The sequence below is a fragment of the Cystobacter fuscus genome (genome assembly GCF_002305875.1).
In the GTDB taxonomy this organism is placed as follows: Bacteria; Myxococcota; Myxococcia; order Myxococcales; family Myxococcaceae; genus Cystobacter; species Cystobacter fuscus_A.
In genome coordinates this window covers 3,745,326-3,757,813 of the sequence record NZ_CP022098.1, presented here as the reverse complement: position 1 = coordinate 3,757,813, position 12,488 = coordinate 3,745,326, and the positions used below count along the sequence as shown (strand labels likewise).

The window sequence follows — 12,488 nt, the reverse complement described above, 5'->3', positions numbered from 1 at the left end:
GTGCTCGATGAACGGCTCGGCCATGCGCTGGAGGAACTCCGGCGCAAGCTCGATGACGAGGGCAAGCTTCATTCGCGGGCCCAGCTCGAGGGGTTCTACGCGCTCTTCCGGGAGCGCTTCGGCCCGGAGCGGCTGCGCCAGTTGGACGGGGACGAGCTGCTGTCGCTGATGCACGATCATGGCCGGCGCGACGGGCTGGTGTACTGGCTCGAGTTCAAGGACGACGAGGAGTTCCCGGCCATCTTCGGCAGCATCGCCGGAGGCAGCGCGCTCAAGTTCGGCATCTATCGGCGCAAGGAGACGGGTGCCTGGATGGCGGGCAGCCCCACCAATCAGCGGGAACTCTCCCAGTCCGAGGCGGTGCGGATCGCGCAGCGCCACCGCGATCAACTCCTGCTGGGTGTCAGGCTGCTCGAACGGCTTCCCTCGGACGGGAGCGACTCGGATTATCTCCGGCTCCAGGAACGGCTCGAGGCCGCGGCGCCCGAGCTCTGTGACCTGTCCTGGAGCCACAAGTATTGGAGCCTGCTGTTTCCCGACAAGCTCGACGACCACCACAGCGCCGACTCCCAGCGCTTCCACCTGATGAAGCTCCTCCAGATTCCGCCTGGAGGCGAGGGACGGTACGTGTGCGCGGGTCGCTTCGTCGCCCTGGCCCGGGAGCTCGGCGTCCCCATGAACACCGCGACCCGGTTGCTCAAGCTGCGCCATGGCGGCCCGCATCGCTACTGGTGCCTCGGCACGTTGGACGGCGGCGGGCCCACCGCGCACTGGCCGCAGATGCGTGAGGGCAACTGCATCGCGGTGGAAGGACGGGCGCTGGGAGATCTCTCGGAGACGACGCCCGATCGGGAAGGCTTGAAACGCCTGGGCGTCCTCCTGGGGAGCCACGGGGGACTGGCGCCACGACAGGGGACGGTGTCCAAGCAGCTCTTCTCCTTCGTGGTGAAGGTGCTCGAGGGGGACTTCGTCCTCGCCACCCGGGGCGAGCAGGTGCTGGGCGTGGGACGCGTCGAAGGGGGCTATTGCCATGTCTCCGCGTCGGACTTCCCCCACCGCCATCCCGTCCAGTGGTTGTCCCTGGGCACGTTCCAGATTCCCGAGGGCATGGGCGCCGACGCCCAGACGATGCTTCGCGAGGTGGAGTCGTCCGAGAGCATCGTCGCCATCGAGAGGCACCTGTTGAGCACCTCAGCGCCGGCACCCATCCCGAGGCCCAGGCCCGTGCCCGGCAACGTCCAGGGCGGCCACCCCACCCCGCACCTCGCGGGCATTCACGGACGCATCCAGGCCGTGCTGGAACGCAAGGGACAGGTCATCCTCTATGGCCCACCGGGCACGGGGAAGACCTACCTCGCCGAGCAGACGGTGCGGGAGCTGTCCGCGCACGCGGCCTTCGGAGCGCCCTTCGCGGCCCTCGACGCCGAACAGCAGGACGTCATCACGAAGGGGACGGAGGACGAGGGCCCCCTGGTGCGCATGTGCTGCTTCCACCCCTCCTATGGCTATGAGGAGTTCCTCGAGGGCTACCGGCCTCGGGACGACGGCTCGGGTGGACCGATGCGCTTCGTGCTGCGCGATGGCATCTTCAAACGGCTGTGCCTGGATGCACGGCGCCGACCCCACCTGCGCTTCTACCTCATCATCGATGAGATCAACCGGGGCGACATCCCACGCATCATGGGCGAGCTGCTCACGGTGATGGAGAAGAGCAAGCGGGGCAAGTCCATCCTCCTGCCGATGAGTGGTGCTCCGTTCCTGGTGCCGGAGAACGTCTACCTCGTGGGCACGATGAACACGGCGGACCGCTCCATCGCGCTGCTCGACACGGCGTTGCGGCGCCGGTTCGGCTTCCTGGAGTTGATGCCGGACATCACGCGGCTCGGCAAGGCCATGGTGGAGGGCATCCCGCTCGGCCCCTGGCTGAAGGCGCTCAACGCACGCATCTGCGAGCACGTCGGGCGCGACGGACGCAACCTCCAGGTCGGCCATGCCTACCTCATGGAGCGCGGAGAGCCCCTCACCGACTTCCCCCGGTTCTCGCGCGTGGTGCAGGAGGACCTCATTCCGCTGCTGGAGGAGTACTGCTACGAGGACTGGGCCGCCCTGGAGAAGATCCTGGGAAGCAGCCTGGTGAGCCGCAAGGAGCAGCGGGTGTGCCACGAGCTGTTCGACCCGGAGCGGCAGTCGGACCTGATCCAGGCGCTGCTCGCTCCGAGCCCGGAGATCGGCTCCTCGGCACCGGTCATCGCCTCGGAGGCGAGCGCCCGGGCCCTCACCGAGGACGACGACGACATCGGCACGGAGCCCGGCGCGCCATGATCCCCGCCGAGCTCTCGGAATGGCGGAGCTGGCCACCGGAGGGCGCTTCACTCGAGGCACCCCTCCACCTGGATGACGACCCCGAGGTGCGCAGGCTGGCCGAATACCTCGACCGGGAGCGCATGCTCCGGGTGCGAGACCTCAAGACGGGCCTGCGCCTCGAGGCGACGTCCTACGTCGGCACCCTCCGGCTCGGGAGCCTGCCCGTCATCATCCGCCCCAAGCTGGGAGGCGCGCGGCTCCTCTCGCTGCTGCGCTACGCCTACGGGTTGCGCGACCTCGAGCTCTTCCCCGGGCTCGAGCAGGAGACCTCCCGGCTGGCGTTCCAGGATCTCCTCATCCACCAGCTCGAGGCGGAGACCCGGGAGCTCGTCCACCGGGGCCTGCATCGCGGGTACGTGCGTCGAGAGGAGGAACTCGCGAGCCCTCGGGGAAGGATCGACCTGGGCTGGTGGATGCGGCACGCCGGCGCGGGCCGGGCGTCGCTGCGCTGCGCGCACCACCCCCGGCTGGAGGATCACCCGCTCAACCAAGTGCTGCGTGCCGGGCTCCTGCTGGCCCTGACGCTCACGAGCGACGTCGGACTGAGGACCCGACTCCACCGGCTCGATGCCCTGCTGCCGGGCGTCCAGCGGGTGGCGCTGTATCCAGCGCTCCTGGAGCAGCGCATCCGCGAGACCGACCGGATGACGGCCGCCTACCGACCGGCGCTGTCCCTCATCCAGGTGCTGCTCGACGCGCGAGGCACGCTCCTGGAGGAGTCCTCACGAGCAGTAGAGCTTCCGGGGTTCCTCTTCGACATGAACCGCTTCTTCCAGGCGCTCCTGTCGCGATTCTTGAAGGAGAACCTGCGAGACCACACCGTGCGCGACGAGTTCCGGCTCGTGGGGATGATGGCCTACGCCGCGACCCACAATCCCCGGAGGCGTCAGGCGCCCACGCCAAGACCCGACTTCGCCATCCTGCGAGGGCAGCGGGTGCTCACCCTGATCGATGCGAAATACCGTGACCTGTGGGAGACGCAGCTCCCACGGGACATGCTCTACCAGCTCGCCATCTACGCACTGAGCCAGGGCTCCACGGGGAGCGCGGCCATCCTCTACCCGACCCTGGCCCCGGAAGCCCGGGAGCAGATCGTCGAGATCAACGACGTCGTCCAGGGAAACCGCAAGGCCACGGTGGTGCTCAGACCGGTCCACCTCCACACGCTGGCGGACCTGGTGAACCCCCGTGAAGGCGCGGACGCCGAGCGGGAGTCCTTCGCGCGCCGGCTGGCACTGGGCGAGCCGGGCGCGGTTTGATGCAAGACACCTTCGCGGGCGGAGGGCCAACAGTTGTCATTCATGAGCGTCGGCGAATCAACCGGGCTGGGGAGGTGAAATTGACGGCCTCGGAGGATGAGTGATTGAGGTGGGGGGGCGGGACTCGTGTGACGCGAGCCGCGGAAGTGGGGGGACACACATGAAGAAGCAACACGAGGATTCTCCGCCGCGAGAATCAGCGGCGGGCCACGCCCAGGCCACACCCGAGGAGATGAACCCGGAGGCCCTGACCAGCCGCCGCGGCTTCCTGAGCGGGCTGGGAGGCACGGCGATGGCCGCCCTGGCGGCTGGCACCCCACCGGTGAGCGACTCCTCCCTCGAGCTGCTCGAGGACCCCACGCGCCCGGATACGCGCAGGGCCCAGGCCCGGCGCATCCGTTCATACCAACTGCGCCAGCAGGCCGCCTTCAACGAGTTCAAGCGGGGCATCTTCCCCAAGCGGACCAACGGGGATGAAGAGCGCTACCCCCATCGCATTGGCAACTACTCCAAGGGCCTGCCCCACAATGAACTGGGAGAAGTGGACCCCAGTGCCTACGACGCGATGCTGCGCGCACTCGCCACTGGCCGCTTCGAGGACTTCGAGGCCCTCCCCCTGGGCGGCCGGCTGCAACTGACCAACCCCCTGGGCGGCCTGACGTACGATCTGGTGGGACCGGATGCGGCCGCCGTGCGTCTGGACACGCCCCCCGCCCTGGCCAGTCCCGAGGCGGCCGCACAAGTGGCGGAGCTGTATTGGATGGCGCTCTGCCGCGACATCCCCTTCACCGACTACGCCAGCGATCCCACCATCGCCGCGGCCATCGAGGATCTCAAGCGCTACTCCGGCTACCTGGGCCCCAATCCCCTCACCCCGCAGACGATCTTCCGCATGGACAGCCCCGGAGTCCTGGAGGGGCCCATGGTCTCCCAGTTCCTGCTGCGGCCCTGGACTTACGATGGCATCCCCATCGAGTCCCGGCTCCTGGTCCCGCTGCCCGTGACCACCGGAGAGGGCATCGACTTCCTGACGTCGTATGACGAGTGGCTGGCGGCACAGCGCGGCTTCCCCGCGGGGACGACCATCACCCCTCCGCGCATGGATCCCGTGCCCCGGTACATCCACGATCTGCGCTCCGTGGGCCAGAACGCCGGCGTGGACCTGCACTACACGCCCTATCTCCGGGCGGCCCTCATCCTCCTGAGCCTGGGCAATGAGGCCCTGAGCGACCGCAACCCCTACAAGTCGAGCAGGACGCAGGCCGGATTCGCCAGCTTCGGACCGTCCCACCTGCTCACGCTGCTGGGCTGCCTCACCCGGCTCAGCCACCACGGCTTCTATGGCAAGTGGTTCATCCACCGCTACCTGCGGCCGGATGCCTTTGGCGGGCGAGTCCACAACCGCCGCAGAGGGGCCGCGGACTACCCCATCCACTCGGAGCTGCTGGATTCGCCCGTGCTCGATCGCATCCAGGCCTACAACGAGCTGGTCAACAAGCGGCGGGGCTTGAACGACGGCCAGGGCTCGTTCCTGCTGCCCGTCATGATGCCCATCGGCTCGCCCACGGATCCCGCCCACCCGGGGGGACACGGCTACACCGCGGGCTCCCGCTCCGCCCTCCTCAAGGCCTGGTTCAAGGAGGACTTCGTCATCCCCAACCCCGTCAAACCCAACCGCGATGGCACGGCGCTCGAGCCCTACGTGCCCGGTGTGGACGGACCCCCCCTCACCGTGGCCGGGGAACTCAACAAGCTCGCCCACAACACCGCGATGGGACGGGATGCATACGGCATCCACTACCGGGCCGACGATCTCGCCGGCTTCCGTCTGGGCGAGGATGTGACCATCCGCTTCCTCCAGGAGGAGAGCCCCACCTACCCCGAGTCGGTCTTCCAGGGGTTCGCCTTCACCCGCCTGGATGGCACTCCCGTCGAGCTGTGACGGAGGCACCGGTCGGGCGAGGCCAGACGGCTCGGCCCTCAGTGCAGGAGGGGGCCGGTCCTCCGTGAGGGGCCTCGGGGCAGCGCCACCGTGAAGGCCGAGCCGACGCCGGTCGTGCTGTTCACGGAGATGGTGCCCCCCAGCCGGTGGACGATCTCCCGGACGATCCACAGCCCCAGCCCGAAGCCGCTGTAGTGCTGCTCGGAGACGGCACGCTCGAAGCGCTCGAAGATGCGCTCCTGGTCTCCCGGCGAGATGCCGATGCCCTCGTCGCGCACGGTGAGCCATGCGTGCGCCTCGTCCACCTTCAGCTCCAGCGTGATGGGCCGGCCCCGCCCATACTTGATGGCATTGGTCAGCAGGTTGACGATCACCTGCTCCAGCCGCAACCGGTTCCACCGCCCCACCACGGGAGCCTCCACCCCGGAGAGCAACAGCTGGATGCCCGGGCTCGTCAGCTCCTCGCGGAAGCTCGCCGCCACGTCGCGCACCAGCTCGGCCAGGTCCACGTCCTCGAGCGGGAAGGACAGGTGCCCCTGGGCGATCCGGGAGATGTCCAGCAGCTCGTCCACCAGATGGCCCAACCGCTCCACCTGCCGGGTGATGACCCGCGCCTTGCGCGCGAGCACCTCCGGCGCGAGCGGCCGTTCCGGATGGCTCGCGTCGCGCAGCAACGTCCGCGCCTGCAACCCCAGCGCCGTCAGGGGCGTGCGCAACTCGTGCGAGGCGATGGAGAGGAACTTGTCCCTCAGCAGCGTCGCCTCGCAGGACGCCTCGTAGAGCCGGGCATTCTCCACCGCCAACGCCATGCGGCGTGCCACCTCCTCGGCCAGCGACACCTCGAGCTCTCCCAGGGGGCGCCCGGGTCCCAGGGAGAAGTTCACGGCGCCGAGCACCCGGCTGTGACTCGTCAACGGCAGCCGGAGCGAGGCACCTTCGGGCCCGGTGATGGGGACATGCCCCGCCACCGGAGGTGCATCCATCCGCTCGGGTGTGAGCAGGGCGGATGGCTCGGGCAGGGCGAGCAGCCGTGCCTCCTCGCGCGGGTCCGCATGCGCCACCGCCACCCGGCGCAGCCGGCCCTGTGCCTCGAGCAACACCACCGAGCAGCCATCCGCCACCAGGGGGACGACCAACCGCACGGCCCGGGCGAGCACGGCCTGGAGATCGAACCCCTCGGCGAGCACGGCGCTCAGCTCGGCCAGCAGGGCGAAGCGCTGGCGCGCCGCCTCCGCCTCGGCGCCAGCCACTCGCGCCGCCTGGGCCCTCGCCTCCTGTTCCCGGACGGCGCGCAGCTCGATCTCCTTCATCACCGAGACGGACAGCTCCTGGAGGACGTACAGGTCCGCCTCCGTCCAGACGCGCGGCTGGGTGTCGATGACACACAAGGTGCCGAGCGTCTCTCCCTTGGACGCGGTGAGGGGCATGCCGAGGTAGGCCACCACCCCGAGCTGATCGACGGCGAGGTTGTCGCGGAGCACGGGGTGCCGGCGCGCGTCCTGGACGACGAGGGGCTTTCCAGTGGCCACCACGTGCATGCAGAAGGAGTGGGTCAGGGGCGTCTGGCGCAGGTCACACCAGGGAGCGGGCAGGCCCACGCAGCTCTTGAAGAACTGGCGCTCCCCGTCCACCAGGGTGACGAGCCCCACGGGGGCATTGAGCACCCGGACCGCCAGCCGTGACAGTCGGTCGAACGCCTCCTCGGCGGGAGTGTCCATCAGGGCCGTACGGCGCAGGGCGTCCAGCCGGCTCTCACGGCGGAGGACCTGCTGGAACTCCCGCGACGCGTCTTTCGGCCCGGAGCCGTCGTCCTGCCCGGAAGACGCCACCGGGCCCCCGTGTGTTTGCTCCTCCATCGACGAAGCCCCTTCTGAGAGGGGGAACAACACCCTCCCGATTGGGATTGCGAGCAGCGGGAAGGTGGAGCGCACGAGCCCTCCGCCGCGGCGAGTGGATGGAGCGGGCGGGAGCCCGGCTCGGATGAGACCTCGCGCTCAATACAACAAGGAGCGAACGGCGGTGGTCACGTACGTGGAGGGTTGAGCGCCCAACTGGCCAAGGTCGTTGTTCCCCCAGGCCCACACGGTGCCGTCGGAGCGCACCGCCAGCGAGTGGTACTGGCCCGTGGCCACGGCCGCCACCCCACTCAACCCTTGCACTTGAACGGGGACCCGGCGAGACAGCGTGGTCCCATCTCCCAACTGGCCATGGCCATTGCCGCCCGTTGCCCAAACCGTGCCATCCGGGCGCACCGCCAGGGAATGAGTTGTTCCCGCGGCGATACGGGCACGAGCCCGCGTGGCCAACAGGGAAGAGCCTTGTACCTCCTCCCCTTCGTCTGACACTCCGCCCGGCCCCGACTGCCCACAGCCCATCCACAAGACACCGAGCCAGACGCCCAACAACCTGATCAGCCACCACCTCGCACTGCTTCGCATTCCGCGACTCCTGGTTCCACGGGGTTTGAAAGGAGTTCTCCCATAGATGACCCTGGAGCCAGAGCAACACAAACCATCCCCTCCCCCGCCCATTTCGATTTCCAAGCATCCGAGCCACTCGGCCCCCCTGAGAATCCAGTTCATGGGAACCCAAGACAGAGGATGGCGACAGGATGGACCGTGTCTCCAGACGCCAACGACCCTGCCCCAGGGTGCAGCCTGCTCCCTCCCACGGAATGCCCCTCTGTCCTGGGCTCGAAAAAGTCTCTCGCGCGATCATCCCCTGCATCCGCGGGGTTGCTTCACCATGTAGGTGCAGGAGCACATCTTGGCCCCCTCTGCTCGGCGAGCGCCGACAGTGGGAGGAAAGCCGTCATGCGGTCCTATCGAAACAGATTCACCTTCGTTGCGTTGGTCACGTTCTTGCTGGTCGGGACGAATGTCCCGGCTGCCCAGCCCCCGCGCCCGGGCCCGATGCTTCAGGAGAGCGTCGCCCAGCCATTCCTCATCACCTTCGAGCGCCACGAGGTCCACGCGATCGCCTTGCTCGCCAATCACCCCGAATACGATGCCCTCGAGGTGATGGTGACCCGACGAGCCGGGCGGCCTCCCCTGCTCCGAGCCATCATCAAGCAGCTCGATGGGGTTCAGTTCGACTTCGTCAACGACCGGGAGGTGGCTCGAGAGCGCGCCGCGGTATTGACCGACCGACGGACGATCTACCGGCCCATGCAGTACGAGGAAGGCGAGAGCAATGGCTTGCCAACGATGCAGCTACACTTCACCTCTCATCGGGGTGAGAGAATCGCGCTCTCGTTCGCGGCTGCCGCCCCCCCTTCTCCCGAGATGGGCGGGCTCATCAATCCTGGAGAGCACGCGGGAGGCTCTGCCCTTCCCATGATGTGGTCGAACGCCAGCGCCTTCGCCAACCCCAGCAGTCAGGTGACCTTCGACGGCACCTCCTATCAGTTCCGCCCCGCCCCGCGACCGGGAGCGCCGTTCTTCATCTACTCGAAAGACTTCCTGATCGGCGTCATCCGCGAGGGAAACCTGGGATTGTGGCTGGCCTGGGCCCCCAAGCGCCTCGCGGTGGGCGAGCGCTGGTTGTATTGGGACAACCTGCGCAACCTGCACCAATACGAGATCATCGGCATCGACGGAGATCTGCTCACCCTCCACAAGACCACCACGTCGTCGTTCCTGCCGGAGGAAATCCTCACGTTCCAACGCCTGGAGGGACAACTCCTGCTGCGTTCCGTCCGGGCCACGGGCCGCATCGGCAAACAGGAGGACGTCCCGCCCGCCGCCCAGGGCTTCACCCTCCGCCTGTCCACCGAGGATGGCTTTTCGTTGTCCACGGACGAGCACGAGAACCTCGTGACGGGGACGGCCTCCTGGGAGGCGAGCGGCAACACGACGACGTGGACCCTCCATCCCGAGGAGCGCCCCTGGACGATCGGCCGCACGGTGCGTGCCCGCGTCTCCAGGTTCGGGTCCTGGCACCGCATCGAGAACACGGTCGGCGAGGACTGAGCGGCCGCCAACCGACGTGGCCGAGCCTCCATGCGAGGCTCCGCCTGTCAGGCCGGGCTGTTGGAACTGGAGACCACGGGCTCGGCGGGGCTCGGCTTCGTGCGCCAGTCGAAGTGCTCCTTCCACGCGAGGAAGCGGCTCTCGAAGTAGCGGTGGCTGAGCCCCGCCAGGAGGACGGAGACGCCCAGTCCGAGCACGAAGTTGACGAACACCACCATCCCGGATCCCAGCGAGGACTCGAGCAGCGAGGTGAACGGCCTGGGCATCGCCCGCCGCACGAGGTTGAAGACGAGCATGTGCAGCAGATAGACGCCGTAGCTGACCGTGCCCACGTAGCGCACCCAGGACAGCCCCAGCACGGGCATCAACACGTGGTCCGGACGGATGCAGGTGGCGACCACCAGGGCGGTGAAGAGCAACGAGAACAGCGCCTTGGGGGTGGAGTCCCAGAAGAACGCGCCGGCCACGAGCAGCAAGGCCAGCGGGGCGCTCCACGCCTGGCCCAGCACCCGGTAGAGCCAGGCGAAGCCCCGGGACGAGTGGGCCACGAGGGCCGCCAGGCAGCCCATGCTGATGGAGGGATGGAAGCTGGTGAGGATGCGCCCCCAGAGCACGTGCGTGTCGATGTAGCCCGCCCTCACGGCCAGGGGCGCCAGCAGGGACAGCGCGAGCACCCCGGACATGAAGGCGAGCGCGCCCGCGGCTCTCGCGTAGCGCATCACCGGGGGCCACAGCAGGTAGAACTGCTCCTCGGTGGCCAGCGACCAGGCGAAGTAGAAGATGACGCGGCCCTCGAGCGAGACGAACCAGTTGGAGGTGTAGGTGAGGAAGGCGGGCAGGTTGTGGAGGAAATCCATCCGCGCCTGCACGTCCTTCTCGAGGAAGACGACCAACAGGGTGTAGAGCCCGAGCACCGCGTAATAGAGCGGGAAGATGCGCAGCGAGCGCCGGGCGTAGAAGCCCGTCAGCGAGATGTCTCCCCGGCTGTCGCGTTCGCGCAGCAGCAGGGTGGTGATGAGGAAGCCGCTGATGGCGAAGAACAGCGAGACGCCCTGATTGAACCGGACGAACACGCCGTGGTGGCTGCTGGCCGCGTGGTGCAGCACCACCGCCACGATGCTCAGGCAACGCAGCCCGTCCAGCCCTCCGAAGAAGCGGGAGTGGAGGAAGCGCTGGTGGGCGGAGGAGGAGGACACCATGCGCCGGGAGGAAGTCAGACTTCCTCGGGCCATTCAAGCAGGAGTTCCCCTCTGCTCGCGCCCTCCGGTGCGCGCCCCACGTGGGGCACGGGGAACCCGCGGCGGGGTCATTCCGTCCCGGATTTGTTTTTCCTCTCCCAGGGAACCGATACGTCACGGCTGCGTCCTGGACGCCTCCACTGCACGGCTCGGTTTCCGAATGATGGTGTCCGCTTGAACGATTCGATTCGCAGGGCGCGGTTCTCTGGCCTCTTCCGTCGTCAAACCCTTCCTCGTGTCCTCCTGACCCTGTCCTGCCTGACCCTGGCGGGCAGAGCCGCGGCCCAGCAGGGCCCCGCGCCCCAGCCCCAGGCGGATACGCCCAAGGACGACACGCCCCGTGATCCGGCCAGCAACCCGGCCACGACCGCGGCCCCCCCACCCGCGCCCGAGCCGGCCAAGGCTCCGGCCGCGACGGCCCCCTTCTTCACCGCCGGAGCCGAGGGCTTCACGCTCTCCAGCGGGGACAAGCAGTACCAGCTCAAGTTGCGCGGCATCCTCCAGTCGGACGCGCGCTACTTCGCCGAGGGCAAGGAGCGCAACGGCAACAACACCTTCCTGCTGCGCCGGTTCCAGCCCACCTTCGACGGCACGCTGGCGGGGCTGGTCGACTTCCGCTTCCAGTTGGATCTGGCACCCAACGCCCAGCCCATCCAGGACGGCTACGTGGACATCCACCCGGCGCGCGAGTTCCGGATTCGCGTGGGCAAGTTCAAGGCTCCCGTGGGCCTCGAGCGCCTGCAGCCCGTCGCGGCCCTGATGTTCCCCGAGTTCGCCCTGCCCACCAGTCTGGTGCCCAACCGGGAAGTGGGCATCCAGTTCTCCGGCGACATCGCCGGGGGGGTGTTGAGCTACGCGGTGGGCGCGTTCAACGGCTCGCCCGACGGTGGCGCGGCGGATCTCAACGTCGATGACAACGTGGAGCTGGAGGGCCGCCTCTTCTCGCACCCCTTCCGCAAGTCGGGGCTCAAACCGCTCGAGGGGCTGGGCCTGGGCATCGCCGCCACCGTGGGCAGCGAGTATGGCACGCTGGGCGCGACCCAGGAGCCGACGCTGCGCGCGGAAGGGCAGCAGACCTTCTTCACCTACCTCTCGGGCGCGACCGCGGACGTCACGGTGCTCGCCAGCGGCCGGCACTACCGGCTCTCTCCCCAGGCCTACTACTTCTCGGGGCCGCTCGGGGTGATGGCCGAGTACGTCTCCTCCACGCAGGACGTGCGGCGCGGTGGCGAGGAGACCCGGTTGACCAACACCGCCTGGCAGCTGTCCGCCTCGTACGTGCTGTTCGGGGGCACGGCCTCCTACGAGGGACTCAAGCCCGAGCACGCGCTGAACCCCGCCGCGGGCCACTGGGGCGCCGTGGAGCTCGTGGGCCGCTACTCCGGGCTGCGCATCGATCCCAACGCCTTCCCGATCTTCGCGGACCCGGCCCGCTCGGCGAATGGTGCCCAGTCCTGGGGCCTTGGCGCCCACTGGTACCTGAATGGCAACACCCGCATCACCTTCACGGGGGAGCGCACCGCGTTCACCGGCGGGGCGGCGGAGGGCGGCTCGCGGCCCACCGAGTTCGTCTTCTTCAACCGCGTCCAGGTCTACTTCTAGACGCTGAAGCCACGCGAACGGCCCAGGTCCATTTTCTTCGAATACGAGGAACGGGGGCGCGGCGCGCCGGCAGGCATGCCAGCGCCACTCCTCGAGCGAGGAGATGGCCGCC

Annotated in this window: 8 protein-coding genes; 5 read left to right on the top strand and 3 right to left on the bottom strand. The window is 68.4% G+C overall.

Annotated features, from left to right (window positions below; all coding sequences use genetic code 11):
- From CYFUS_RS15495 to CYFUS_RS52685, 3 genes are all read left to right on the top strand, one after another.
- A complete protein-coding gene (locus CYFUS_RS15495; protein WP_095985930.1) occupies positions 1-2,322 on the top strand; it encodes an AAA family ATPase in 2,322 nt (773 codons plus the stop codon).
- Positions 2,319-3,623, top strand: a complete 1,305-nt coding sequence (locus CYFUS_RS15490; RefSeq protein WP_095985929.1) for an McrC family protein — start codon at positions 2,319-2,321, stop codon at positions 3,621-3,623. The genes CYFUS_RS15495 and CYFUS_RS15490 overlap by 4 nt, the downstream gene beginning before the upstream one ends.
- A 160-nt stretch (positions 3,624-3,783) precedes the next feature.
- Positions 3,784-5,565 (top strand): hypothetical protein, encoded by a 1,782-nt coding sequence (locus CYFUS_RS52685; protein WP_095985928.1) that lies wholly within the window; start codon positions 3,784-3,786, stop codon positions 5,563-5,565.
- Positions 5,566-5,603: 38 nt separating this feature from the next.
- On the opposite strand, the gene CYFUS_RS15480 is transcribed toward CYFUS_RS52685, so the two are convergent.
- Together CYFUS_RS15480 and CYFUS_RS15475 are read right to left on the bottom strand one after the other, a co-directional pair.
- On the bottom strand, positions 5,604-7,421 hold the full coding sequence (locus tag CYFUS_RS15480; protein WP_095985927.1) for a GAF domain-containing sensor histidine kinase: 1,818 nt from the start codon (positions 7,419-7,421) through the stop codon (positions 5,604-5,606).
- A 138-nt stretch (positions 7,422-7,559) separates the two neighbouring features.
- A complete protein-coding gene (locus CYFUS_RS15475; protein WP_232537578.1) occupies positions 7,560-8,003 on the bottom strand; it encodes an RCC1 domain-containing protein in 444 nt (147 codons plus the stop codon).
- 375 nt (positions 8,004-8,378) lie between these two features.
- On the opposite strand from CYFUS_RS15475, the gene CYFUS_RS15470 reads away from it, so the two are divergent.
- Positions 8,379-9,536: a hypothetical protein gene (locus tag CYFUS_RS15470; protein ID WP_157758460.1), complete on the top strand. Its 1,158-nt coding sequence runs from the start codon at positions 8,379-8,381 to the stop codon at positions 9,534-9,536.
- Between the two features lie 47 nt (positions 9,537-9,583).
- Here the strand turns inward: CYFUS_RS15470 and CYFUS_RS15465 are convergent, their stop codons facing one another.
- Positions 9,584-10,768: an acyltransferase family protein gene (locus tag CYFUS_RS15465; protein WP_232537577.1), complete on the bottom strand. Its 1,185-nt coding sequence runs from the start codon at positions 10,766-10,768 to the stop codon at positions 9,584-9,586.
- 180 nt (positions 10,769-10,948) lie between these two features.
- Here CYFUS_RS15465 and CYFUS_RS15460 point away from each other — a divergent pair, with 180 nt between their 5' ends.
- The gene (locus CYFUS_RS15460; RefSeq protein ID WP_095985924.1) at positions 10,949-12,376 is read left to right on the top strand and encodes an OprO/OprP family phosphate-selective porin; all 1,428 of its coding nucleotides are present in this window, start codon (positions 10,949-10,951) and stop codon (positions 12,374-12,376) included.
- Positions 12,377-12,488 lie beyond the last annotated feature (112 nt).